The organism is Rhodopseudomonas sp. P2A-2r (assembly GCF_026015985.1).
In the GTDB taxonomy this organism is placed as follows: domain Bacteria; phylum Pseudomonadota; class Alphaproteobacteria; order Rhizobiales; family Xanthobacteraceae; genus Tardiphaga.
On sequence record NZ_CP110389.1, the window covers coordinates 5,768,316 to 5,790,706 of the forward strand.

The 22,391-nt window shown below is 65.1% G+C and carries 22 protein-coding genes, 2 pseudogenes and 1 riboswitch; of the genes and pseudogenes, 16 read left to right on the forward strand and 8 right to left on the reverse strand.

Annotated features, from left to right (window positions below; genetic code table 11):
- Positions 1-10 precede the first annotated feature (10 nt).
- Positions 11-705 (forward strand): annotated as a pseudogene (locus tag ONR75_RS27835) (L,D-transpeptidase).
- Here ONR75_RS27835 and ONR75_RS27840 read toward each other — a convergent pair.
- Positions 702-2,810 (reverse strand): methyl-accepting chemotaxis protein, encoded by a 2,109-nt coding sequence (locus ONR75_RS27840; protein WP_265080092.1) that lies wholly within the window; start codon positions 2,808-2,810, stop codon positions 702-704. The pseudogene ONR75_RS27835 and the gene ONR75_RS27840 sit on opposite strands and share 4 nt — an antisense overlap.
- A gap of 638 nt (positions 2,811-3,448) precedes the next feature.
- Between ONR75_RS27840 and ONR75_RS27845 the strand changes: the two genes are divergently transcribed.
- Positions 3,449-4,996, forward strand: coding sequence for a DUF4403 family protein (locus ONR75_RS27845; RefSeq protein WP_265080093.1), 1,548 nt, complete (start codon positions 3,449-3,451; stop codon positions 4,994-4,996).
- A gap of 89 nt (positions 4,997-5,085) precedes the next feature.
- On the opposite strand, the gene ONR75_RS27850 is transcribed toward ONR75_RS27845, so the two are convergent.
- Together ONR75_RS27850 and ONR75_RS27855 are read right to left on the reverse strand one after the other, a co-directional pair.
- A complete protein-coding gene (locus tag ONR75_RS27850) occupies positions 5,086-5,634 on the reverse strand; it encodes a PRC-barrel domain-containing protein (RefSeq protein WP_265080094.1) in 549 nt (182 codons plus the stop codon).
- Between the two features lie 249 nt (positions 5,635-5,883).
- Entirely contained in the window at positions 5,884-6,438 is a 555-nt protein-coding gene (locus tag ONR75_RS27855) for a hypothetical protein (protein ID WP_265080095.1), read from the reverse strand.
- A gap of 166 nt (positions 6,439-6,604) precedes the next feature.
- Here ONR75_RS27855 and ONR75_RS27860 point away from each other — a divergent pair, with 166 nt between their 5' ends.
- Positions 6,605-7,342 (forward strand): response regulator, encoded by a 738-nt coding sequence (locus ONR75_RS27860; protein ID WP_265080096.1) that lies wholly within the window; start codon positions 6,605-6,607, stop codon positions 7,340-7,342.
- Positions 7,343-7,344: 2 nt separating this feature from the next.
- Positions 7,345-8,679 carry an ATP-binding protein gene (locus ONR75_RS27865; RefSeq protein ID WP_265080097.1) on the forward strand — a complete coding sequence of 445 codons (1,335 nt, stop codon included), beginning with the start codon at positions 7,345-7,347 and terminating at the stop codon, positions 8,677-8,679.
- A gap of 53 nt (positions 8,680-8,732) precedes the next feature.
- Here the strand turns inward: ONR75_RS27865 and ONR75_RS27870 are convergent, their stop codons facing one another.
- Positions 8,733-10,220: a hypothetical protein gene (locus ONR75_RS27870; protein ID WP_265080098.1), complete on the reverse strand. Its 1,488-nt coding sequence runs from the start codon at positions 10,218-10,220 to the stop codon at positions 8,733-8,735.
- 191 nt (positions 10,221-10,411) lie between these two features.
- Between ONR75_RS27870 and ONR75_RS27875 the strand changes: the two genes are divergently transcribed.
- The 9 genes and pseudogenes from ONR75_RS27875 (at position 10,412) to ONR75_RS27915 (ending at position 17,749) form a co-directional block, all read left to right on the forward strand.
- Positions 10,412-10,888: a lytic transglycosylase domain-containing protein gene (locus tag ONR75_RS27875; protein WP_265080099.1), complete on the forward strand. Its 477-nt coding sequence runs from the start codon at positions 10,412-10,414 to the stop codon at positions 10,886-10,888.
- A 100-nt stretch (positions 10,889-10,988) separates the two neighbouring features.
- Positions 10,989-11,128, forward strand: a riboswitch (TPP riboswitch).
- A gap of 55 nt (positions 11,129-11,183) precedes the next feature.
- Positions 11,184-12,055: pseudogene (locus ONR75_RS27880) on the forward strand (FAD-dependent oxidoreductase); the annotation flags it as partial.
- A 104-nt stretch (positions 12,056-12,159) separates the two neighbouring features.
- Entirely contained in the window at positions 12,160-12,357 is a 198-nt protein-coding gene (gene thiS, locus ONR75_RS27885; protein WP_265080100.1) for a sulfur carrier protein ThiS, read from the forward strand.
- A gap of 211 nt (positions 12,358-12,568) precedes the next feature.
- Positions 12,569-13,351 carry a thiazole synthase gene (locus ONR75_RS27890; protein ID WP_265083824.1) on the forward strand — a complete coding sequence of 261 codons (783 nt, stop codon included), beginning with the start codon at positions 12,569-12,571 and terminating at the stop codon, positions 13,349-13,351.
- On the forward strand, positions 13,338-13,946 hold the full coding sequence (locus ONR75_RS27895) for a thiamine phosphate synthase (RefSeq protein WP_265080101.1): 609 nt from the start codon (positions 13,338-13,340) through the stop codon (positions 13,944-13,946). Before ONR75_RS27890 ends, ONR75_RS27895 begins: the two co-directional genes overlap by 14 nt.
- Positions 13,946-14,131, forward strand: coding sequence for a hypothetical protein (locus tag ONR75_RS27900; RefSeq protein ID WP_265080102.1), 186 nt, complete (start codon positions 13,946-13,948; stop codon positions 14,129-14,131). Before ONR75_RS27895 ends, ONR75_RS27900 begins: the two co-directional genes overlap by 1 nt.
- A 13-nt stretch (positions 14,132-14,144) precedes the next feature.
- On the forward strand, positions 14,145-16,082 hold the full coding sequence (gene thiC, locus ONR75_RS27905; RefSeq protein ID WP_265080103.1) for a phosphomethylpyrimidine synthase ThiC: 1,938 nt from the start codon (positions 14,145-14,147) through the stop codon (positions 16,080-16,082).
- A gap of 124 nt (positions 16,083-16,206) precedes the next feature.
- Entirely contained in the window at positions 16,207-16,692 is a 486-nt protein-coding gene (locus ONR75_RS27910; RefSeq protein WP_265080104.1) for a hypothetical protein, read from the forward strand.
- A gap of 124 nt (positions 16,693-16,816) precedes the next feature.
- On the forward strand, positions 16,817-17,749 hold the full coding sequence (locus ONR75_RS27915; RefSeq protein ID WP_265080105.1) for a YiiG family protein: 933 nt from the start codon (positions 16,817-16,819) through the stop codon (positions 17,747-17,749).
- 88 nt (positions 17,750-17,837) lie between these two features.
- Here the strand turns inward: ONR75_RS27915 and ONR75_RS27920 are convergent, their stop codons facing one another.
- Positions 17,838-18,314 (reverse strand): hypothetical protein, encoded by a 477-nt coding sequence (locus ONR75_RS27920; RefSeq protein ID WP_265080106.1) that lies wholly within the window; start codon positions 18,312-18,314, stop codon positions 17,838-17,840.
- A 46-nt stretch (positions 18,315-18,360) separates the two neighbouring features.
- Positions 18,361-18,867, reverse strand: a complete 507-nt coding sequence (locus ONR75_RS27925; RefSeq protein WP_265080107.1) for a TY-Chap domain-containing protein — start codon at positions 18,865-18,867, stop codon at positions 18,361-18,363.
- 114 nt (positions 18,868-18,981) lie between these two features.
- Between ONR75_RS27925 and ONR75_RS27930 the strand changes: the two genes are divergently transcribed.
- Positions 18,982-19,485: a DUF2314 domain-containing protein gene (locus ONR75_RS27930; RefSeq protein ID WP_265080108.1), complete on the forward strand. Its 504-nt coding sequence runs from the start codon at positions 18,982-18,984 to the stop codon at positions 19,483-19,485.
- 69 nt (positions 19,486-19,554) lie between these two features.
- Here ONR75_RS27930 and ONR75_RS27935 read toward each other — a convergent pair whose 3' ends face one another.
- Positions 19,555-20,847 carry a flavin-dependent oxidoreductase gene (locus tag ONR75_RS27935; RefSeq protein WP_265080109.1) on the reverse strand — a complete coding sequence of 431 codons (1,293 nt, stop codon included), beginning with the start codon at positions 20,845-20,847 and terminating at the stop codon, positions 19,555-19,557.
- A gap of 165 nt (positions 20,848-21,012) precedes the next feature.
- The gene (locus tag ONR75_RS27940; RefSeq protein ID WP_265080110.1) at positions 21,013-21,282 is read right to left on the reverse strand and encodes a hypothetical protein; all 270 of its coding nucleotides are present in this window, start codon (positions 21,280-21,282) and stop codon (positions 21,013-21,015) included.
- Positions 21,283-21,549: 267 nt separating this feature from the next.
- Between ONR75_RS27940 and ONR75_RS27945 the strand changes: the two genes are divergently transcribed.
- Both ONR75_RS27945 and ONR75_RS27950 read left to right on the forward strand, forming a co-directional pair.
- On the forward strand, positions 21,550-21,936 hold the full coding sequence (locus tag ONR75_RS27945) for a RidA family protein (RefSeq protein ID WP_265080111.1): 387 nt from the start codon (positions 21,550-21,552) through the stop codon (positions 21,934-21,936).
- A 139-nt stretch (positions 21,937-22,075) separates the two neighbouring features.
- Positions 22,076-22,330, forward strand: a complete 255-nt coding sequence (locus tag ONR75_RS27950; protein ID WP_265080112.1) for a hypothetical protein — start codon at positions 22,076-22,078, stop codon at positions 22,328-22,330.
- Positions 22,331-22,391 lie beyond the last annotated feature (61 nt).

The following is a 22,391-nucleotide window of genomic DNA, read 5'->3' on the forward strand; positions in this document are numbered from 1 at the left end:
GAGATACATCATGACCAAGCTCGCAGGCTTTACCCTGACCACCCGCCGCGCTGCCGCTGTCCTCGGCGCACTGGCGATCGGCACCTTCGCATTTTCCGGCAGCGCCAACGCCGCGCCGCTGCCGCTGTTCCCTTCTTCATGACTCCACCGATCCAGCTGCAGCCGGCACCGCAGGTGCAGGCGCCCGACGTGGAAGACCAGAGCGCTGCGATCGAGCAGCCGGCGCGCTTCCGGCGCCAGGTGGTCAGCTACGCCACCCGCGAGGCCCCCGGCACCATCATCATCGATACGCCCAACACCTATCTTTACCTGGTGATAGGCAATGGCCAGGCCATGCGCTACGGCATCGGCGTCGGCCGCGACGGCTTCACCTGGTCCGGCGTGCAGACCATCAGCCGCAAGGCGGAATGGCCGGCGTGGACCCCGCCGCCGGAAATGATCGCGCGCCAGCCCTATCTGCCGCGTCACATGGCCGGCGGCCCCGGCAATCCGCTCGGCGCCCGCGCCATGTATCTCGGCGGCACCATTTATCGCATCCACGGCACCAACATGCCGGAGACCATCGGCACTCAGGTATCGTCAGGCTGCATTCGCCTCACCAACCAGGACGTCGCGGACCTGTACTCGCGCGTCAACGTCGGCACCAGGGTGATCGTGCTGCCGATGGACCGCCGCGCCGACAATGCGATGGGCAAACGCAGCTAGTCGCGGTCACGCCGCGCGGATGTGGCCGAGGAAGCCTGCGACATCCTTCCTGAGCGCGACTGCCTGAGCCGCCATGCTATCCGCTGCGTCGCCGACGTTGTCCGCCACAAGACTGGCGCGTTCGGCGGCCGCGCCCAGATTGACGATGCTAGACGAAATCTGGTTGGCGGCGCTTGCGACTCCTGGACGTTGCGCGCAATCTCGTTCGTCGCCGCGCCCTGTTGCTCGACGGCGGCGGCGATGGCCGAGGTAATGCCGCCCATCTCGCCGATCACCGCGGAGATTGAGCGCACGCCGGCGACGGCGTCGCCGGTCATGCCCTGGATCTGGACGATCTGCCTGGTGATGTCGTCGGTCGCCTTCGCGGTTTGCGTCGCCAGATTCTTCACCTCGGATGCCACCACCGCAAAGCCGGCGCCGGCGGAGCCTGCACGTGCCGCCTCGATCGTCGCATTGAGCGCCAGCAGGTTGGTCTGGCTGGCAATGTTGCTGATCAAGGTGACGATCTCGCCTATCTTCTGGCTGGCCGTGGCGAGTCCGGCGATGGTGACGTCGGCCTGTTCCGCCTTGCGCATGGCGTCGTGGGAGATGACCGTCGACTGACTCATCTGCCGGCTGATCTCGGCGATCGAACTCGACAATTGTTCGGTTGCGGCGGCCACCGTGCTGGCACTGGTCGAAGCCTCGTGGGCGGAGGCGGCCACCGTGCCGGCTTCGGATGTGCAGCGCTGGGTCGCGTCGGTCATGCTTGACGCGGCGTCGGTCAACTTCGCTGCGGCCTGCTCGGCGGCGACGAGGCTGGTGCCGACCTGGCTGTCGAAGGCGCGGCATTGCTGGCCGACCGTCTCGGCACGCTGCGCGATAGCTTCCTGCTCGACGGCGCGGGCCTCAACTGCTGTCTGATGGACGCGGCCATTCTCCCGCAACACCATCAGTGCCTGCTGCATGCGCCCGATTTCGTCGCCGTTGGTCAGCGGCGGAATTTCCGCCGCAAAGTCCTGCTGCGCCAGCCGGTCGATGGTGGCTGTCAACGCCTGGATACGCTGACTGACCCGACGCCGCACGATCAGGAAGCCGCCGGTCGACAGCCCGAGCGCGATCAGCAGGACAAATGCGTTGGTCAGCAACGTCCACATGGCCCGCGCGGCCTGCTGGTCCGCGCGCGCCACCATCTGATCCAGCGCGACATTGATCACATCGACCACGTAGCCGTTGTTTTCCGTGTCATTCCTGCGCATGTCCGCAAGACTGATCGTCGGCTTCTGACCGGCGGCAAGGCTGCTGACCGCGGCCTTGCTCGCATCCAGCGAGCTCCCTGTAAAATTGACGCTGGCCTTGGCAACCGCATTGACCAAAGCTGGCGGTGCATCCTTGCGAGCCGCCGCCTCGGTAACAGAAACCCAGGCACCGCTTGCGCGACCCATCTCCTGATACCAGGCAAATGCCGCAGCGGGACTCATTTCCTTGCCGGCGGCAACGGCCGATTGAACCGCCAGCGCCCCCATACCAAGGCTCAGGCGGGCCACCCAGGCGGCGCGTTTGACCGCGAGAAATTGATCGGTGATCGGATCGACCAGCTTCAGCGATGCGTCCAGCGGATCGCTGGTGGCCAGTATGCTGTCTAGCATCGACTGGGTGAGCTTCGGCCAATCCCGGACAAGGCCCGGGTCGCGCGCCGAGTTCGGCTGACGGATCGCTGCGTCGACCTTCGGCCACATCGCCACCAGCATATCGTGGTTGCTCTTCAGGCGTTCAATCGCCGGCGTCAACTCCGGCAGGGCGAGCGTCGCGAGTCCCCGCAGGGCATCATTGTAGCCAGCCTCGAAACTCGCCCGCGGCTCGGCAATCGTCGCGACAGTCTTCTCGTCGACCGCGGCTTCGCCGAGCAGACTCGCGATTTCCGCGCCGCGCTCGACACGCAAGCCGATCAGCGCGCGGAACAGGTCCTTGCTGACGATCGCGGATGTTGCAACCCGCCGGGCGCCTGAACTTTCTCCGATCGCGCCGATAAACGATACAGAATTGGCAGCAACAAACAGAAATCCCATGATACCGATGATCATGCCAAGCAGCGTGCTGATGGAAATGTTTCGAACGTTCCGCATATGCGCCTCTTCAGGCGAGGCCCGTCGACTACGTGGCGACCAAAAATCTCGCGGATGCAAGGTAGTCTTAATGCATTGCGAAAGTGTTAGCCTGGCGGCCACGTTGGCTACACGCGTTCGGTTTGGGTGATGGAAGCGCAAATGCGGGATGATCATATTGGGTGCCCATGCCTCATCGCCACGAACGAAATCCCGACGGCACGAAACCTTCAAATGAAAGTTCGTTACGGTCACCAAGGCGACATAGCATCGCTGCGGATTGCCGCGGTCCGGAACGCAGCGCGGTGACCAGGCTCATGATCGGCCTGCTCGTGGCACGACTATTGCCGTTTGAACGGGCTCGCTACCGGCAACGTCCTCCATCGCGAGAACTTGCCGTCGGCGTCAGATTCCGATGAATTGCGACGGGGTAGCTGCCGACTTTTCAATGATAAACCGCCGGCGCGACGCGATCGAACCGAGCTGACGTCCTATGCCGGCATCAGATATGCCCTTCATCTTCCTCGCCGTCGGGTATAGCCAATCCCGGGCGAGCCGGCACCGCCACATTCCCCCTGCATCACCATTCGACACATGGCTGCACTGGCGTGCAGCGCACCATGGTTATAGACTGCTCCCCAACTTGCTTTGGGGGATAGATGCGGATCAAAACGATTCTGGTCGCTGCGGCGGCGCTTGCGATCTCGTTCGTGGTGGCTTTGAAGGCGATGGACTACCTGTCGCCGCGCAGCGCAGGTCCCGCGCCCGTGCTGGTGCAACTGCCGCCTCTGCCGGCGGCGCCGCGCACCTCCAGCATCATCGCGCCGATCACCATTCCGCTCACCGCCATCCGCGACGCCGCCGATCGCGGCGCGCCGCGCAGCTTTGCCGGCAAGGCCGACAACCCGGTGCCGCAACTGCTGCAGAACGCCGACATCAACTGGACTGCGGCGCGCGGGCCGATCGCCGCCACCGGTGCTGCCGATACGCTGACGCTGTCGACTCCGTTGAACGGCAACCTCACCGTCACCGGCGCGCTGTCGTCGAATGTGAAGGATCAGCTCAGCAATGCGCTGGGCGGCCTGCTCGGCGGCAATGTCGCCAAGCAGATCGGCAGCATCAACATCAAGAACATCAATGCCAATGCCGAGATCCGCGGCAATGTGGTGGCGACCGCGAGGCCGCAGCTCACCGCCAACTGGCGCGTCGAGCCCAATCTCGCCGCACAGGTCAACCTCGGCGACACCAGCGTCTCGATGGCGGGCGCCAGGATCAGCGTCCCCGCTCAGGTCAAGCCGGTGATCGACAAGGCCGTCAACGAGCAGATGGCCGCGGTCCAGCAGCGGCTGCGCAACGATCCGGCCTTCGAGCAGAATGCGCGGCGCGAATGGGCCAAGATGTGCCGCTCGATCCCGCTGCAGGGCGCCGCAGCCTTGCAGGGCCTGTTCCTCGAACTAAAGCCAATCCGCGCCGTCGCCGCGCAGCCGCGCGTCGATGCCAGCAATGTGACGCTGACGCTCGGCGTCGAGGCCGAGACCCGCGTCACCTCGACCCAGACCAAGCCGGATTGCCCGTTCCCCGCGACGCTGAGCATCGTGCCGGCCGGCCCCGGCAAGCTCAACATCGCCGTGCCCGTGGACATGCCGTTCACCGAACTCAACAAGGTCATTGAAGCACAGTTCGCCGGCAAGACCTTCCCGGAGGACGGCTCCGGCTCGGTGGACGTTACCGTCAAGAAGGCGACGGTCGCGGCCTCCGGCGACCGGCTGCTGATCTCGCTGCTGGTCAATGCCAAGGAGAAGAAGAGCTGGTTCGGCCTCGGTGGCGAAGCCACCGTGCACATCTGGGGCAAGCCCGCGCTGGACCAGGCTGCGCAGACGCTGCGCCTGACCGATGTGGAACTAGCGGTGGAATCCGAGGCGGCATTCGGCCTGCTCGGCTCTGCAGCGCGCGCCGCGATGCCCTATCTGCAGCAGGCACTCGCCGAACGCGCCACCGTCGATCTCAAGCCGTTCGCCTCCAACGCGCAAAAGAAGATCGCCGCCGTGGTCGCCGACTTCCAGACCAACCAGGAAGGCATTCGCGTCGGCGCCGAGATTACCAGCCTGCGGCTGGCCGGCATTGCGTTCGATTCAAGGACACTGCGGGTGATTGCCGAAGCCGATGGCGTCATCAGTGTTGCGGTGACGGCGCTACCGGGTTTGTAAGGTCTGTTTCTTTCGGTCAATGCCAACACACGAAAGGGCGCGCCCGGTTGCCCGGACGCGCCTTCATGATCTCCTCAACCGCTCAGCGATTAGTTCGAATACTTGAACTCAGGCATCGCCTTCAGTTGATCCTTGGTGGCGTCGAGCACCGCGTGGTCCGGGTACCACGGATTCGGTTTGCTGGCGGTGGTCGCGGCGGGTGCCGCGCCGGTTGTCGTGGTGCTCGACGGGCGCGCACCGGTCATCCCGCTCGAACCCGCCGCACCGCCGCCCGCCGCAGAGGCCGTGACAACAGGCTCATTGACGAACTTGATCTTGTCAAAGGGCACCGCGACGAGATGCTCGCCCACGCCCAGGAAGCCACCGACGCCGACGACGACGGCCTTGATGTTGCCCTGCTTGTCCGTCAGCAGATCGTTGATCGAGCCGAGGCTCTCATTGCCGGAATTGTAGACGTTGAGGCCGACGACTTTCGACGCCCGCCAGTTGCCGGTATAGGTCGCATCCGACGCTGCCAGCGGGGCCGCGGGTGTCGCAGTCGCGGCGGGCGCAGTTGTCGTGGTTGCGGACTGCGCGAAAGCAGCGCTGACCAGCATTGCCGATCCCAGAAGACCAGCCGTCATATACTTGGAAAACATATGTTCCTCCTGTTGAAATTGTCAGGAAGAAACGCGGGGTGTCGCCCCCTGTTCCCGTCGAAGCTGCAATTTTGCGATGGAACCCGCATCATTATTCAGCAGGGCGATTGATACTTGCCAACCCATTAGCGGCGGTGATGGATACGCACCAGCAGCAGAGGCTTCCATCGCCGTAAAAACACAACATCATCCGTTCCCGTTCTGGGAAGGACAATGACCGAATGCATGTGTCGGCGCGGTGGTCCCATATCAGCTCTTGTAGTCGACCAGCAGGGCCGAGAACGACGCCGCAGTGCTGCCATTGCTCGCCGCGGTGCCGCTGGAGCTGTAGGAGGTGGACGCCGAGGCAGACAGCGATTGCTGCAGCGAGTCCAGCAACTGCTTCAGCAGGTCCGCGGGACTGGTCGTATTATCGGTCGATGAGGCGGCGGACGCATCGGTCGAAGAGCTACCGTCCGACGCAGGTTGGTCGCCCGCCCGGCCATGCGCGCCGGCGAAGGCGGCCTTGAACACATCCTTGAGTTCGTTGGCCTGATCGCTGGTCAACTTGCCGCTGGATACTTCGCCGGAGATCAGGTCGTCGATCTTCGATTTCAAATCGCCAGGGGCGGACTTGGCGCTGCCGGAGCCGCTTGACCTGTCAGCTTGCAGGGACGAGTCGATGTCAGTGAGCGCCGAGGACAAGGCGCTCTGGTCGGTGGTTGAGATCTTGCCCGAATTGACTTCCGTTTGTAGTTCCTGTTGCAGCTTCTGAAGCGGCGTAAGATAGTTGCTACTGGTCGAGGCGGCGGAGATGGATGTCATAGGAAGCTCCGTGACGTGGTGGGAGCCTCGACGTTAAGGTTAACGAACTTAACGAGGTGTTGTTTCCGCGGATTGAAATGTTGCATGCTGTTGCCAGTGCATCTTCGGAAATATTTCGAAACAAATATTTTGAGCGGCAACGTCGAAATCGGGACAGAACACTGCCATGAGCACACCCCCGAACATCCTTGTCGTCGAGGACGACCGCGAGACGCGCGCGCTGATCGCAAAGTACCTACGTACCAATTCCTGCAACGTCACCACCGCCGCCGACGGCCGTGAGATGGAAAAGATCATGGCCGACCGCCGGGTCGACCTCCTGATCCTCGACGTCATGCTGCCCGGCGAGGACGGGCTCAGCCTGTGCCGCAAGGTGCGTGCCCGCTCGCAACTGCCGATCATCATGCTGACCGCGCGCGGCGAGGACGTCGACAGGATCCTCGGCCTCGAAATGGGCGCCGACGACTACCTGCCGAAGCCGTTCAATCCGCGCGAACTGCTCGCCCGCATCAACGCTGTGCTGCGCCGCCAGGCTTCGGCGCTCAACGCCAGCGCGACGCCGACCGCGACGCCGCTCACCTTCGCCGGCTGGATCATCGACTTCCGGCTGCGCGAGTTGCGCGATCCCGCAGGTGCACGGGTCGCCATGACCTCGGCTGAGTTCGATCTGCTGCGCGCCTTCTGCGAACGGCCCGGCCGGGTGCTGTCGCGCGACAGCCTGCTCGACCTGACCCAGGGCCGCAACGCGGGCTCGTTCGAGCGTAGCATCGACGTGCTGGTCAGCCGTATCCGCCGCAAGATCGAGGTCGATCCTGCCGATGCGCTGCTGATCAAGACGGTGCGTTCCGGTGGCTACATGTTCACCCCGACGGTGGAAGCAGTCACGACGACCCCGATCAACTGACGATGATCTCGCGATCGAAGCTTTTCGACATCCTGAACCTCAGGCGCATCAGCGGGCAGATCACCGCTTTGGTGGTGATGTCGATCGTGGCGATCCACATCATGATCACGGTGATCTTCATGATGACGCGCCCAGAGCAAAATCAGCCGTTCGATCGCGGCCATGGCGGATTGGTCGCGCTGGTGCGGCTGCTCGGCGCCACCCCCGCAGCCGAGCGCACAACGCTCCTGGCCACGATGCGCGAGACATTCCCGGAATTCGACATCAAGACCCTGCCACTCGGCACCGCGATCGTAACCGACGATAGTCCCGAATATCCGCGACGCACGCTGCGCCGGATGTTCGGCAGCAACGGCCGGCTGTTCGTTATCGACAGCGAGGCGGGCCATCGGCTGGGCATCGTGCTTCCGGACGGCACGCTACTGTCGGTCAGCAGCGAGCCGGAACGGCATCAGCACCAGTTCTGGGGCAGCCCGTTGTTTCCCACCGTCCTGTTCGTCGTCGTCAGCCTGACCCTGCTCGGCCTGTGGGCGGCGCGCGCGCTCGCAGCACCTCTTTCTTCCTTCGCCAGAGCCGCCGAGGAATTCAGCATCAACGGCGGCGCCGAACCGTTGCCGGAGCGCGGCCCCGAGGAAATCCGCGCCGTCGCCCGCGCCTTCAATCGCATGCGCGACCGCATCACCGCGCTGATCGACGACCGCAAGGAGATGCTGGCGGCGATCAGCCACGACCTTCGCACACCGATCACCCGGCTCCGGCTTCGCGCGGAATTCATCGAGGACGATGGCCATCGCCGCAACATGCTGCGCGACCTCGACCAGATGCGATCGATGCTGGAATCCGTTCTCTCGGTTCTGAAGTACGACCGCAGGTTGGAGGCCATGACCCTCACCGATATCGCCTCGACGCTGCAACTGGTCGCCGACCAGTTCGCCGACATGGGCCAGGCCGTGGCCTATGTCGGCCCGCCCCACGCCATGGCGATGGCCCGGCCGGACGACCTGCACCGCGCCGTGACCAACCTGGTGGAGAATGCCGCGCGGTTCGGCACGACGACCAGGATCCGGTTGACCGTGTCGGACTCTGCAGCAACCATCGACGTCGAGGACGACGGCCCCGGCATTTCCGACGCCCTGAAGAGCGCCGTGCTGCAACCCTTCGTGCGTGGCGACCACGCCCGCAACATGGACGAGGCCTCCGGTTTCGGCCTCGGCCTGTCCATCGCGCGCACCATCTCCCAGGCTCATGGCGGCGAATTGAGTCTCCACGACTGCCAACCGCAAGGCCTGATCGTCCGCATCGTGCTTCCCGTGCGGATGCACAGCAAGGCGGCATAGCACGTTCTTACCTCTCCCTGCTTGCGGGAAAGGTAAGACGAGACCCACTCACTTCAGTTCTTCTCAGGCCGTACCAGCGGCTCGGCGCTGTGCACCGCGCCCGGCTTGCGCAAGTGGATGGTGGCGAGATCGTCGCTGTAGATCTTCTGCCAGCCGTCCATGTGGTCGAGCAACGTAGTTGCTGCACTTTGGGTCCGCAGCAAGGTCGCCTCGATGTCGTAGTCCCTGAGCAGGTGGAACAGGCTCTCCGGCTGCAACAGCCCGCTGGCATTGTTGTGGTCGATGAAGAATTTCTCGCCGAACAGTTCGGTACGGCCGTCGATGAAGGTCGGCACTCCCTGGGCGATCAGATAGCCGCCGAAATCGTAATCGTTGAACACGCGGGCGAGTTTCAGCTTCTTCAGCTCGGTCACCGCTGCCACCGGCGACTGGCGCGGGTCCGGCGAATAGCGATCGAGAGAGGCGGCCAACACGGTCGCGGCCAGCAGGCAGACGCCGAATGCGGCGTAGAATCCATACGGCCGCGGCGCGTCATCCGCCGCCGCGCTGGCGGCGCCGATCTGCGGGGCCAGCGGCGCCGCGACCAACAACGGCGCCAGCAGCGCGAAGATTTCCTGGTTGCGCGCGGCGCCGAGCGCCATGTGCAGCAGCCCGAGCAACATCACGACCCGCAACGGCGGCAGCGTGGCGCCGCGCAACAGCACGAGGCCGATCATGGTCAGCAGGCAGATTTCGAACAGGCCGAGGCTGCTGAAATCCACCGCGTGCCATTCGCCGATCAGTTTCAAGGCCTCGCCCAGGCCGAGGATTTTTCGCGCCGCCAGCAGCGCGTCCCAGCCATAGGGCGTGATGCAACTCGCGGCGACCGCGGCGATGGCGAACAGCGCCCAGCGCAGCATGAGCCCGCGGCGCGCACCACGCTCGGCATTCCACACGGCATCGAGTGCGATTGGGGCGATCAGCGCAAGGCCGAGGACAAAGCCGCCATGCAGGTTGGCCCACAGCGCCATCAGCGGCAGCAACGCGAAGGACGGCGCGCCGCGGCGGTCCGCAGCGGCAATCAATCCGGCGACCCAGGTCACCATCACCGGCATGGCCAGCACGTGCGGTCGCGCCAGCAGATGCGGCGCCGTCAACGTGATCGCCGCCGCGACGAAGATCAGCGCGGCGCTGTCGCTGAGGCGCCGCGTCAATTCGCGCGCCAGCAGCGCGAAGGTCAGCGCGATCGCGGCCGCGGCCAGTACCACCGGCCCGGCCCAGCCGGCGATCGACCACGCTTGCGCATAGAGCACCTGCGCCAGCCACTGGGTCGAGATCCACGGCTGGCCGTGCATGGTGAAGGAGAACGTGTCCACCTGCGGCACCGCGCGGTGCGCGACGATCCACTGGCCGAGGGTGATCTGCCACAGCGTATCGGGATCGCGCAGCAGCCGGTTGCCGGCATAGAGCAGCAGGCCGTAGAGGCCGACGCCGACCCACAGCGCCAGGCCGCCGCGCACAGTGCGGCGAAGCGCGACGGGATGGGTCATGGAAATGGTCATCGGCGGACCTGACACGAGCCGGAAATGGCGCCGGATGGAACCACGGTGCGGCTAATTGTTGGTAAATCCGAATGAAAACGGCAGCGAAGTTGCCACAGAAAGGCGTTATTCGGCCGTCAAACCGCCCCGCGGATGACGCCCCCGGGCGCAAACGATTCGCTATGATCCAAGACCCTTTCGGAAGCTGCCTGATGAAATTCCTGACCTTGCTGGCGTTCGCCGGGATCACCGCCCTCTCGGCCCAACCTGCTCTGGCCCAGAAGGCCGCCTATGATGCGATGGTCGCCAGCCATGCCCAGGCCAATGGCGTTCCGGAGGCTCTGGTGCACCGGGTGATCGTGCGCGAGAGCAAGTACAACGCCTCGCTGATCGGTCGCGGCGGCACCATCGGCCTGATGCAGATCAAGCTCGCCACCGCGCGCGGCCTTGGCTACACCGGCACCGCGGAGGGACTGCGCGATCCCGCCACCAACCTGACCTATGCGGTGAAATATCTCGCCGGTGCGTTCCGCGCGGCGGGTGGCGACCTCAACCGCGCCGTCTCCTATTATGCCGGCGGCTACTACTATGCCGCCAAGCGGCAGCGCCATCATCGCGAGCCGATTGCCCTGCCGCCGCGGCTGGACGAGTTGACCAGCGCCAGCGCGCAGGTTGCGCCGAAGGAATAGAGCACTCGTCGAAATCTCCAAAGCCGTGGCGGTTCCCTGCCACGAAGCGACGCAATTCGCCCTGCCTACGTTGACACCCCGGCCCATGAGCTTACATTGGAGCCGTTCCGAGGGGAGCTCCGACGAGGAGCTGAGATACCGCAAGCTCGCATCTGCCGTTCCGGCAAATAGCGAGACCGCGGTGACCCTTTGAACCTGATCCGGGTCATGCCGGCGAAGGGACAGGGATGTTTCAGAGTTCGACTCCACAAGGGGGCTTGCGCCCGCCGCACGTCATAACGATTCACCGGTTGCCGTGATCGGCGCAGGCATTGCCGGTGCCTGGCAGGCGCTCGCCTTCGCGCAGGCCGGCCATAACGTTACATTGTACGAGCGCGATACGCCGGAGATGACCCAGGCCACCAGCCACTGGGCCGGCGGCATGCTGGCGCCGTGGTGCGAGGCGGAGGTCGCGGAACCCGTGGTCACCCGGCTCGGCCTGCGCTCGCTCGACCTGTGGCGCGCGGAACTGCCGGAGACGCCGTTCAACGGCTCGCTGGTGGTGGCACATCCGCGCGACCGCAGCGATTTTGAGCGTTTTGCCACCATGACGTCGCACCATCGCAGGCTTGATGCCCAGGGGCTCACTGCACTCGAGCCATCGCTGGAGGGCCGCTTTCGCGAAGGCCTGTTCTTCCCCGATGAAGGCCACGTGGCGCCGCGCAGCGTGCTGCCGCAACTGCATGCGCGATTGAAGGCCGCGGGCGGCACGATCGCCTTCAACACCGCGGTCGATCCCGATGCGTTGGACGGCATCGTCATCGACTGCCGCGGCCTGTTCGCGCGCGACGCCCAGCCCGGCTTGCGCGGCGTCAAGGGCGAGATGATCATGATCGAGACCGACGAGGTTTCGCTGGCCCGCCCGGTGCGGCTGATGCATCCGCGCTGGCCGCTGTATGTGATCCCGCGCGGCAACAACCTGTTCATGCTCGGCGCCACCTCGCTGGAGAGCGAGGACCCCGCGTCAGCGTGCGCTCGGCGCTGGAACTGCTGAGCGCCGCCTATGCCGTGCATCCGGCCTTCGCCGAAGCACGGATTCTCGAATTCGGCGCCGGCCTGCGCCCGGCCTTTCCCGACAATTTGCCGCGCATCGCCATCGACCAGCAGCACGGCGCGCGCCAGCGCATCGCCGTGAACGGCCTCTACCGCCACGGATTCCTGCTGGCGCCAGCGCTGGCCGAACTGACCTTGGCCTATGTGCAACGCGGCGTGATCGACAACGAGGTGATGCAATGCGCGTGATCGTCAACGGCGAACACCGGGACATCGAGGCTGATCATGTGGATGCGCTGCTGAAGGAGCTGGAGTACGAGGGCTCGCACTGCGCCATCGCGCTGAACTTCGACGTGGTGCCGCGCAGCCGGTGGGCCCGGACGCCGCTGAAGAACGGCGACGAGATCGAGATCATCACGCCGCGACAGGGAGGGTGAAGATGAACGATCAACATACGCAGCTGTCACACCACGCTCCGCTGTCATCGCCCGGCCGCGCGCACTTGCGCGCAAGGACCGGGCGACCCAGTACACGCCGGCTTCTCGATTCTAGCCGCGCCGTCCGTGTTTACTGGATCCCCGCTTTCGCGGGGATGACAATCGCGTGCGGGGCGACAGCGACTGCAGGATTCGCGGCATGAGCAAACCGATGCTGAACTTCTACGGCAAAACCTTTCCCTCCCGCCTGCTGATCGGCTCGGCGCTGTATCCGTCGCCGGCGATCATGCAGGATGCGATCCGCGCCTCGGGCGCCGGCATTGTCACGGTCTCGCTGCGCCGCGAATCCGCCGGCGGCAAGACCGGCGATGCGTTCTGGTCGCTGATCCGTGAGCTCGACGTCACCGTGCTGCCCAACACCGCCGGCTGCCGCAGCGTGCGCGAGGCGGTGACCACGGCCAAACTGGCGCGCGAACTGTTCGGCACGCCGTGGATCAAGCTCGAAGTGATCGCCGACAACGACACGCTGCAGCCCGACGTGGTCGGTCTCGTCGAGGCCGCGACGATCCTGATCAAGGACGGTTTTGAAGTCTTCCCCTATTGCACCGAGGATCTCAGCGTCGCGCTGCGGCTGGTGGACGCCGGCTGCAAGGTGGTGATGCCGTGGGCGGCGCCGATCGGCAGCGCACGCGGCATCATCAACCGCGACGCGCTGAAGCTGATGCGCGATCGGCTGCCGGATATCACTTTGGTGGTCGACGCCGGGCTCGGCGCCCCCAGCCACGCCGCCGAAGCGCTGGAACTCGGCTACGACGCCGTGCTGCTCAACACTGCGGTGGCAAAAGCCGCCGATCCCGTCGCCATGGCCAACGCCTTTCGCCTCGCCGTCGAGGCCGGCCGCACCGCTTTTGAGGCCGGGCTGATGGACGCCCGCGATTTCGCCTCTCCCTCCACTCCAGTCATCGGGACACCCTTCTGGCATGCCGTATCCTGACCGCTTCTATCCCGTGGTGGCGACGCTGGACTGGATCCGGCGGCTGACCGCGCTCGGCGTCGGCACCGTGCAGCTGCGCGCAAAAGACCTCGACGACGGCGCCGCACTGCAGATCGTCACCGACGCGCTGGAGATCACGAAGGGCACGGCGACAAAGCTCGTGGTCAACGACTACTGGCGCGCGGCGATCGTCGCAGGTGCCGAGCACCTGCATCTCGGCCAGGAGGATCTGGTCGAAGCCGATCTCGATGCAATCCGCGACGCCGGGCTGACGCTGGGCATCTCGACCCACGACGACGAGGAACTGGAGACCGCGCTGCGCGCCAAGCCCGACTACATCGCGCTGGGGCCGATCTTCCCCACCACGCTGAAATCCATGCGCTTCGCGCCGCAGGGCATCCCCAAGCTCACCACCTGGAAGGCGCGCATCGGCACCATCCCGCTGGTGGCCATCGGCGGCATCAAGCTGGAACAGGCCGCGGAGATCTACGCCGCCGGCGCCGATTCCATCGCCGTGGTCAGCGACGTCACGCAAAATGCCGATCCGGATGCGCGCGTGCGCGCGTGGCTTGGCGCAAGCGCGGAGGTGGCGTGATGGACAACGAACTCTGCAAAAGCCGTCATCCTGAGGAGCGCGCTCTGCGCGCGTCTCGAAGGACGACGGCGTGCCCCACGCATCCCTCGAGGCTCGCCGAAGACGGCGAGCACCTCCAGCCTGAACGCAATTACGTTCAGGCGGGGATGACGATCTCAATTTTTGCCTTCAAAAACAAAATCTAGCAGGAGGATTCCCATGAACATCCGCTCCAATCCCGACACCACCCTGCCCGCCGTCACCACCGGCCCGCTGCCGTCGTCACGAAAAGTCTATTCCATCCCGGAGAGCGCGCCGGACCTCCGCGTGCCGATCCGCGAGATCATCCTCAGCAAGGGCGCCGGCGAGCCGGACCTGCCGGTCTACGACACTTCGGGCCCCTACACCGATCCCAACGTCATCATCGACGTCAATGCCGGCCTGCCGCGTCCGCGCGCCGCCTGGGTCAAGGAGCGCGGCGGCGTCGAGGAATATGAAGGCCGCGACATCAAGCCGGAAGACAACGGCAATGTCGGCGCGGCGCACGCCGCAAAGTCCTTCACGGCCTATCACAAGCCCATGCGCGGCGTGGGCGACGCCATGATCACCCAGTATGAGTTCGCCCGCGCCGGCATCATCACCAAGGAGATGATCTACGTCGCCGAGCGCGAGAACCTCGGCCGCAAGGTGCAGCTGGAGCGCGCCGAGGCCGCCTTGGCCGACGGCGAAAGCTTTGGCGCCTCGGTGCCGGCCTTCGTCACGCCGGAATTCGTGCGCAGCGAGATCGCCCGCGGCCGCGCCATCATCCCCTGCAACATCAACCATGCCGAGCTCGAGCCGATGATCATCGGCCGCAACTTCCTGACAAAAATCAACGCCAATATCGGCAACTCCGCGGTAACCTCCTCGGTCGAGGAGGAAGTCGACAAGATGGTGTGGTCGATCCGCTGGGGCGCCGACACCGTGATGGACCTGTCCACCGGCCGCAACATCCACACGACGCGTGAATGGATTCTCCGCAATGCGCCGATCCCGATCGGCACCGTGCCGATCTACCAGGCGCTGGAGAAGTGCGACGGCGATCCGGTGAAGCTGACCTGGGAGCTGTACCGCGACACGCTGGTCGAACAGTGCGAACAGGGGGTCGATTACTTCACCATCCACGCCGGCGTTCGCCTGCCCTACATCCACCTCACCGCCAACCGCGTCACCGGCATCGTGTCGCGCGGCGGCTCGATCATGGCCAAGTGGTGCCTCGCGCATCACAAGGAAAGCTTCCTCTACACGCATTTCGAAGAAATCTGCGACCTGATGCGCAAGTACGACGTGTCGTTCTCGCTCGGCGACGGGTTGCGTCCCGGCTCGATCGCGGATGCCAACGACCGCGCCCAGTTCGCCGAGCTGGAGACTTTGGGCGAGCTGACAAAAATCGCATGGGCCAAGGGCTGCCAGGTGATGATCGAAGGCCCCGGCCATGTGCCGCTGCACAAGATCAAGATCAACATGGACAAGCAGCTCAAGGAATGCGGCGAGGCGCCGTTCTACACCTTGGGGCCACTGACCACCGACATCGCGCCGGGCTACGACCACATCACCTCTGGCATCGGTGCGGCCATGATCGGCTGGTTCGGCTGCGCCATGCTGTGCTACGTGACGCCGAAGGAGCATCTGGGTCTCCCCAACCGCGACGACGTGAAGGTGGGCGTCATCACCTACAAGATCGCGGCGCACGCCTCCGATCTCGGCAAGGGCCATCCCGCCGCCCAGCTGCGCGACGACGCGCTCAGCCGCGCCCGCTTCGACTTCCGCTGGGAGGACCAGTTCAACCTCGGCCTCGACCCGGAAACCGCGCGCAGCTACCACGACGAGACGCTGCCCAAGGACGCCCACAAGGTCGCGCACTTCTGCTCCATGTGCGGCCCGAAGTTCTGCTCCATGAAGATCACCCAGGACGTCCGCGACTACGCGGCCACCCTCGGCGACAACGAGAAGGCGGCGCTGAACCTCGGCGGCGACGGCAAGCTTGTCAGCATGGGCATGACCATGTCGGGCGTGATCGAGGACGGCATGGCGACCATGAGCCAGAAGTTCAAGGACATGGGCGAGCAGGTCTATGTGCAGGCCGAAGCCGTGAAGGCGAGCAATCGGGAGCTGTAAAGCAACAAGCGTAGGGCGGGCTAGCCGAAGGCGTAACCCGCCCTACGATCGCAACACGATGCTACGTTTCACCGAACTGACCATCCGCATCGACGTCACCGGCCCATCGTGCGTCTGACAGTTCTTGCCGGTCGGCGGATGGCCGATTGCCTGCCCGCTCCACAAGGCCCAGGCTTCGTTGAACCGCCATCCCGGCTCGCGCGACAGATCGCCGGTGCGCGCCGGAAGGGTGCGCTTATCTCGCGGGGTTACGGCCATGGCTTTCCGACGGGCTGCTTTCATCGTTGCGTTAGCGGGCGTCATTGCAGGCGCTTCGGCCACAACCGCGCTGGCGCTGGGGGACGGGCCGGCGATCGCGAGCGACTGGGCCGACCTGGCGGCGCCGCGCGAAGAATGCTTCGCACGCGGCGAGGCGGCGATCCGGCACATGGATTTCGGCGAGATCGAGCGCACGAAATATTCCCGTTTCGCCAGCCGGGAGGACTACACGATCTCGGTGCGCTGCGAGCCGGAAAAGAGCATCGTACTGTTTCTCGCCGCCGGCAGCGACCGCCAGCGAGCCCATGCGCTGCAACTCAATCTGCAGCGAAACTACCTGATGGAGAAATAGCAAGCGTAGCCGCATGAGCGCAGCGATATGCGGGTTCCAGCGCGCTCCAGCTGCTTTGCAAATCTCCCCAGCGTTGATATCTCTTCCCCATCGCAAGGCTGAAAAGCTGCTGGAGATAGAATTTATGACGTCAATCCGCGCTTGTCTCGCCGGCGTGCTGTTCCTTGCGGCGTCGATCTGCAGCGATCGGGCTTCGGCGCAGACGCCTCCCGCCGTTGAGAAACTGAACGCCTATGTCGGCTGCATCAACCGGCTGTCGGCACGCGCGCAGGATTCGCGTGCGCGCTATTTCAGCTGGGTCGGCAAGAACGGGCCGACCGGCAAGGAGCCGGTCATCTATGGCACCTACACGATCTACGACACCGCGGATTGCCAGAAGAAGGTCGAGGCCGCCAACGCACTGGAGCCGCGCGATGCGGCGCTCGAAGCTGCCGCTTCAGCCTATGTGACGGCCGTGACCGCGCTGGGGCCCCTGCTCAAGGAAGCCGACGACTACTACACGCAGGAGAACTACAAGGACGACAAGATGGCCAAGGGCCGCGCGCTGCATCCGCGCCTGGTCGCGGCCTGGGACGCCTTTGCCGCTACCGACAGGAATCTGCGCAATGGCGTCGAAGCGATCAACGACAAGCGCAAGGCCGAGGAACTGGCGGCCATCGAGGCCAAGGAGGGCCGCAGCGCGCGCTACTACGTGGAGGCGCTGATGGTCGACGCCAAGCGCGTGCTGCGCGCGGAGGACACGGCAAGCCCGGACATCGCGGCAATCACCCAGGCGCTGGACGCCTATGAAACAACGGTCAAGGCTACCGAAGCGGCGGGCGCGGCCGGCGGCGCCAAAATCGGATCGATGTTCATCAGCAATGCCAAATCGTTCCTGACCACGGCCAAGCAACTGATGCGCCGGATCCGCGACAAGGTGCCGTACAGCTCCGGCGACAGGATGATGCTGAGCGGAGGCGGAGGCGGCAGCGGCTGGATGGTCCAGGGCTCGCCGCCGCGGCTGCTGCGCGACTACAACCAACTGGTTGACGCCTACAACAGCGATGCCAGGATGTAAGCGTGGCCCGGACGAGCGGAGCGATATCCGGGGCCGGCCGTGCAGATGGCCCGCACGTCGCTGCGCTCATGCGACCTAAAGGCTGGAGCTACGGCTTCTTTGCAAGCGGCTGCTTTTTGAACTGCTCCGTCACCCGCCGCACCGCTTCGTCGACCACCGCCTGGCGCTGCTCCAGTTCCTTCGCAGTCTCGGTAGCACGCTGCGTCGAGATGATTTCTCCTTCCTGGCAGTCAAAAATGACTCGGTCTGTTGCCGTAGCGTAGGCCGCAGCCGACGCATACGCAGAAGCGCCCGCGTAAATATCGGCGCCCCAGCGAAACGCCAGTGCGTAGGTCCATTCACGGCCAAACGCGACTTTCGGCGTTTCGGCCATCAACTCCTTTGCGCTCCAATGGTCGCACTCGAAGGCCGTCTGGCGTTGATCAAGCACAACCGGCAGCGCGCCGTGCAAGTCCGCAAACGGCGTCGCCGTGGATAGCCGCAGCGGAAGACCAACCTTGTCGATCGCTTCTTGCCAGGCAACCACTGACGCCAGACGCCGGTCTGACAGAACATAGATTTCCATCGACATTCATCGTCTACTTCGTGTCGTTGGCGCATCAACTTCTTGCTCAACTGACCGGAATGCAACTGGCCGGCGTCTCTGGCGCGAACGGCGCGTTGAACTGCAGTTTCATTTCGCCGCGCGCGCCATAGCTGTCATGCAGGGCGCGCAGCATGACGTCTGCGAGCGGGCGGAAATCCGCGGCGGCGTCGACGGCTCGATCACGCTTGAAATTGCCCGCGGAGTCATCAGTATCGAAGCCGAGCTTCGCCAAGGCCGCGACGGCCCGTGACGGCAGATCGAAGGTGCGCGTCCGGCCCTTCTTGGCGGCCCAGAACCCTGATGCCGCTTCGCAAAGAACGCGGCTTCCGGTGTCGTAAAAAATGCACTGAACATAGGCCTGCGCCTTGCCCGGGATACTGATGGCCAGGTAGCGATTAAGGGCTTCCCTGGGATCGCCCGCGGCGTAAATCTGCTCCAGCCGGCGCACCACATCGCAGCGATAGGCGGCCTGCAGGTCGGCAAAGCTGTCAGCGGCGCCGGCCGGTTCAACCAGCGCCAGAACGGCAGCCATCCATCGCGGCCACGTCGCCATCGCCAGGGCCTCCGTCGACACCTCTTGACAACTTGAACAAACAAAGAACATACTGTCAATCTCAGGTTGCGTTGAGTGATCCGGAGTTGGGCGATGTCATTTCGTCTGCTGGCGGTTGCTATTGTCGCGTGCGCGACATCACAAGCCTCGGCGCAGATGCCGGCCGGCAAGGCGCTGCGTGACGGCGTGATCTCGGTGCGCTCAAACGATGCCGCGATGGCGGCAGCCATGGCGCGGGCGGACCGCGAACTGGATGCCTTCCTCGGCATCGCCGCCGCGCCGCCGGCCGGCGCCCAACATTTTTCGGTCAAGGTCCGGCTGCCGGTGGGCAAGGAGTCCAATGAATATATCTGGATCCACCCTTTCACCCACGACAGCGGAAAGTTCGTCGGCAAGGTCGCCAACACGCCGCGCAATTTCACTTACCTCGCCCTCGGCGACCGGCTGGCCTTCGAGCGAAAGGACGTCGTCGACTGGTCGTATCGCAAGGGCGATCGGACGATCGGCAACTACACCGCCTGTGCGCTCGTGCACCGCGAACCGCCGCAGCAGCGCGACGCGTTCATGAAGCAATACGGACTCGACTGCCCCGATTGATCGCCGGCCGGATGAGATCACGATACCCTTGTGACCCGCATCTCGCTCCGCTCATGCGGGCTACACGCGCTAGACGTTCACCGCTTCCTTCACCCGCGCTCCCTGCGCGATGGTCGGCGGCGCCGCGTTCAGCGTTTCGATCGCAAACCCCGCGGCGGCCTTGTAGCCGGCCATGAAGGCCGCGCGTTCGGCGGGCGGGATCACGGTGTCGATATCATCGAAGGTGCCGCCGCAGCGCTCATCCACGAGGTTCAGGAGGCCGAACGGGCCGGCGCCGCGGTTGCGCAGGATCAGCTGCGAGATCGGGCCGCAGAGTTTTGCGTCATAGGCTTCGAGCGCAGCTTCGCTCATGCCATGCGCGACCATGGCGGCGCCCAATTCGCGGGCGTCGATGATGGCCTGGCTGGCGCCGTTGGAGCCGGTCGGATACATCGCATGCGCAGCGTCGCCGAGCAGCGCCACCGGGCCGTCGCGCCAGGTCGGTACCGGATCGCGGTCGATCATCGGATTCTCGAACGCGACGTCGGAGCCGCGGATCAGCGCGGGCACGTCGAGCCAGCCCCACACCCAGCCGTCGAAATGATGCACGAAGTCGTCGATCGCCACCTGCCGGAACCAGCCCTGCTGCTTCCAGCCCTCGGCATTGTCCATGGTCACCTCGGCGATCCAGTTGATCATCGACAGCCCGCTCACGGCATCCGGCTGCGAGATCGGATAGATCACCACGCGCTGGCGATGGGTGCCGAGCCCAATGAACGACGCGCCGGTGCGGGTCGGCTTCGCCCAGGTGGTGCCGCGCCACATCAGCGCGCCGCCCCAGTGGATCGGCGGCTGTGCTGGATGCATCTGCGCGCGAACCGCGGAGTGGATGCCGTCGGCGCCGATCAGCAGCGCACCGGAATCCTGCGACGTGGTGCCGTCGGCATAAGCGATATCGGCGGTGACGCCATCGGCGGTTTTGGCGTAGCCGGTGACCCGGCTGCCGAGCCGCATCGCGTCCGCGCCGAGCCGCTTCACCACCTCGTCATGCAGCAGCATGTGCAGGCGGCCGCGATGCACGGCATATTGCGGCCAGCGGTAGCCCGCCGCCTTGCCGCGCGGCTCGGAATAGATGTCGTTGCCGTTGAGGCCGACCAGCGCCCATTCCTTTGCCGGCAGGCCGACGCGGTCGAGATCGGCCTCGGTGATCCCCAAGTCGCCGAGTTCGCGCACCGCGTTGGGCTGCAGGTTGATGCCGACGCCGAGCGGGCGCATCTCGCGGCTCGCCTCATAGACCACGCAGGGCACGCCGATCTGATGCAGCGTCAGGGCCGTCACCAGCCCGCCGATGCCGCCACCGGCGATGATGACCTTGCCGCTCATGAGACGCTCCCCGCTCCGGATGACCCGGTTGCGCCCTCCTCTAGCCAGCAACGGCAAGCGAGGCAAGCCGGCGCCGGCAGCGCGGCGATGGCTCCGGGCCGGGAGCCTTTTTCGCCCGGCCATAACGCGAGTGGGCCAATACCGCTGCCGGACTGGCCGGCAGCCCTATCGGCTCAGCGCATCCTCATCCAGCACCCATCTGCTGCCCCGCAGCCGGCCTTCGGACGTCATCTCGACATCGACCTGATGCGCTTTCGGCCGATGGCCGCGTATCCTGACCTCGAGCGTAGCGAGAAACTGCCAGGCGTCGCGACGTTTCAGCAGGCTGTCCTGATACAACACGAGCGCCGCAGCATCGCCGGTGTGCTTCAGCACCTGCCAGTGCGCGAGCCGGGACGCGTCCTGAAACCAGATCGAATCCGCTTTCACCTGCATGGTCGCGCCCCGACGGAGGGGCCGGCCGCCGATGCGCCGGTGAACGCCACCAGCATGAGCAGGGCAAGAAACATTCTCATGCGTCGCCGTTTCTTCAATTGGTCTGAGCCATCATCGCCAGCGCGGCGTGCACGCTTCTGTCTGCCCCGGACAATGAAGGTTCAACGAACTGCGCGGCATCGAGGCAGGCGTCCGCCCGATATCGCTTCGCTCATCGGAGCGATCGTCTATACTTCGCGTCGGAGTTATTTTCGACAAGGACCACCCATGCCCATCCGGCACTTCGCCCCGCCACCCGGTATCGCTGCCCCGCCGCTCTCTTATGCAACGCGGGTCGGCGACCTGCTGTTCGTGTCGGGCATTCCCGGCTTCGACGCGGCCGGCGCGCTGTCGGAGGATTTCGCCACGCAGTTCGACTTTGTCGTCGCCACCATCCGGCGTGTGCTGGCCGAGGCCGGCACCGACACGCGCCGCCTCGTCAAGGTCAACGTGCTGCTGACGCGCGCGCCGGATGTGGCGGTCATGAACCGGCTCTATGCCGAAGCGTTCGGGCCGCCGCCTTTTCCCGCGCGCACCACCTGCGTGGTGCAGGCGCTGCCCGATCCGCGCATGCTGATCGAGATCGAATGCGTGGCGTCGCTGCTGGAGCTGTGACTGCGCAAGGCTGCGTTGCGTGCTTGCGCGCATTTTGAACCGGGCCTTACTCTCTCGCGACTGAACTCCTGTCGGGTCCACCCGACGTGCCGCCAATTCCGGCGGAGTCGATTGAACCTTTTTTCCAGGAGACATTCCGATGCGAAAGCTATCCGCCCTGTGCGCCGCTGCCGGCCTTGCCGTCACTGCGCTTGCCGCCACCAGCCCCGCCAACGCCGCGTTTCATCTGATCCGCTGGCAGGACACCGGCTTCTGCCAGATCTGGGACCAGAGCATCCCGACCGCGCCATTCCCGTCGAACTACACCGTCATCGTCAAGTCGGTGACGCCGACCTTCCTCGATGCGCTGAGCATGAAGGACGGCCTGATGCGCAGCGGGACCTGCGCGTTCTGAATACGCCCGGCTTCGTATCCGCGGCAGGTGGGCGTGAGCGCACCTGCCGTTTCGTTGCGTC